This is a genomic window from uncultured Leptotrichia sp., assembly GCF_938036635.1.
GTDB lineage: Bacteria > Fusobacteriota > Fusobacteriia > Fusobacteriales > Leptotrichiaceae > Leptotrichia > Leptotrichia hongkongensis.
In genome coordinates this window covers 1-2378 of the sequence record NZ_CALHQO010000313.1, presented here as the reverse complement: position 1 = coordinate 2378, position 2378 = coordinate 1, and the positions used below count along the sequence as shown (strand labels likewise).

At 30.4% G+C, this 2378-nt stretch carries 2 protein-coding genes; both read left to right on the top strand.

The features are described 5' to 3' along the window. Window positions 1-171: 171 nt before the first annotated feature. Window positions 172-1764 (top strand): alpha-glucoside-specific PTS transporter subunit IIBC, encoded by a 1593-nt coding sequence (locus Q0370_RS06280; RefSeq protein ID WP_147005261.1) that lies wholly within the window; start codon window positions 172-174, stop codon window positions 1762-1764. A gap of 317 nt (window positions 1765-2081) precedes the next feature. Further along, window positions 2082-2378, top strand: a 297-nt coding sequence (locus tag Q0370_RS06275) for a type II toxin-antitoxin system RelB/DinJ family antitoxin (RefSeq protein WP_299573542.1), incomplete at its 3' end; no start/stop codon positions are given.

Sequence of the window (2378 nt, the reverse complement as noted above, 5' to 3'; positions counted from 1 at the left end):
GAAGCCACCCAATCAGGTGGCTTTTTTGTTGCTTGAAAAAGAAAATTTCATTTGGAAAAAAATTTAAAAAAAGATATACGTAAATGTATTGACAATTTAAAAAAGTGTGGTATATTTAAAATAAGGAAAAAATAAATCAAATATATAAAAATTTTTAGGAGGTATTCAACTATGATGAAAAAAATTCAACGATTCGGTGGAGCGATGATGGCACCAGTTCTATTGTTTGCATTCACTGGGATAGTCGTAGGATTGTCTTCTGTATTTACTAATACACAAGTTATGGGAAGTATTGCTGAAGAAGGGACAATGTGGCATAGCTTCTGGTATGTAGTACAAGAAGGTGGTTGGACAGTATTTAGACAAATGCCTATATTATTTGCTATAGGACTGCCAATCAGTTTAGCAACAAAGACAAATGCAAGAGCATGTATGGAAACATTTGCATTATACACAACATTTAATTATTTTGTAGCGGCAATATTGAAAGTATTTTATAAAATAGATGCAGCTGAACAAATAGCTAATAAAGTAACAGGATATTCTGCAATAGGTGGAGTTCCAACATTAGATACAAATTTATTTGGTGGTATTTTAATAGCAGCGTTAGTAGTATATTTGCATAATAAATATTTTGACAAGAAATTACCTGATTTCTTAGGAGTATTCCAAGGATCAGTATTCGTATACATGGTAGGGTTTGTAGTTTTAATCCCTTGTGCATTCTTAACAGTTCTAATTTGGCCTAAAGTTCAATTGGGAATTGGTGCAATGCAAGGATTTATGAAAGCTTCAGGAATATTTGGAGTATGGATTTATACATTCTTAGAAAGAATATTAATTCCAACTGGATTACATCACTTTGTTTATACACCATTTATATTTGGACCAGCAGCAGTTCCTGGAGGAATTCAAGTTTACTGGGTTGAACATATAAAAGAATTTGCTCAAAGTACTCAATCATTAAAATCTTTATTCCCGCAAGGAGGATTTGCTCTACACGGAAACTCAAAAATATTTGGTGCAATAGGAATAGCTCTTGCTATGTATGCTACTGCTAAACCTGAGAAAAAGAAAACTGTAGCAGCATTATTGATACCAATAGTATTTACAGCAGTAGTTTCAGGTATAACTGAACCATTAGAATTCACATTCTTATTTATAGCTCCAGTATTATTTGCAGTTCATGCTGTTTTAGCGGCAACAATGGCAGCAACAATGTATGCTTTTGGAGTAGTTGGAAATATGGGTGGAGGACTTCTTGACTTCTTATTCCTAAACTGGGTTCCAATGTTTAAAAATCACTCTGGAACAGTAATTACTCAAATAATAATAGGGTTAATATTCACAGTAATATACTTCTTTGTATTTAAATTCTTAATTCAAAAAATGAATTTGAAAACTCCAGGTAGAGAAGAAGAAGACGAAGAAATGAAACTTTATACTAAAGCTGATTATAAAGCTAAACACGGTGAAGGTGGAGCACAAGGTTCAGCAGCCATAGCTGGTGGAGATGAATATGCTCAAAAAGGTGCAATCATTCTTGAAGCATTAGGTGGAAGAGAAAATATCGAAGAACTTAATAACTGTGCGACTAGACTTAGAGTAAGTGTAAAAGATCCAAGTAAATTATCGCCAGATGCAGCATTTAAAGCAGCAGGAGCTCATGGTGTAGTTAGAAAAGGATCAGCTATTCAAGTAATCATCGGATTGTCAGTACCTCAAGTAAGAGAAAGAATCGAAGAAATGATGAAAAAAGGATAAAAATAAAATTTGATAAATAATTGAAATTAAATTTTATAAAAAAATTAAGAAAGAATTTTCAAAAGTTATATAGATTTTAGAAAGTTCTTTCTTTTTATATTTAGAATTTATAATATGTGTGGGGTGAAGAAAGTAGGCAATTGCTTCATACAAAAATATTTTATGACGGAAAAATATGAAAAAATATATCTTCCTCATGTTGTAAGTTACAGTTTATCTAGATAAAAAGAAAGCTTTATTTCGTATCGATTTAAATATTGACAAAATAGCTTTAAGTGATACAAATAAATATATTAAATAAAAGGAATTGATGTTATATGGGAAAAGTTGCTGCTAATTTTAGAATAGATAAAGAAACAAAGCAAAAAATGAAGAAAATTTGTAAGAATATAGAAATTTCAACAGGAGCAGCATTTAATATCTTTGCAAAAAAATTTACTCGTGAAAGAAAAATACTGTTTGAACTAATTCAGACCCTTTTTATAGGTGACTTTTTAGAGATTTTATTTGTATGCTTTGCTTCAAGTTCAATTGAATATATGTCGTTATTTTTTGGATTTTCAAAAAAAATATTGTTTAGAAATATGCTAGGCATAATATTTATTGGAATTATA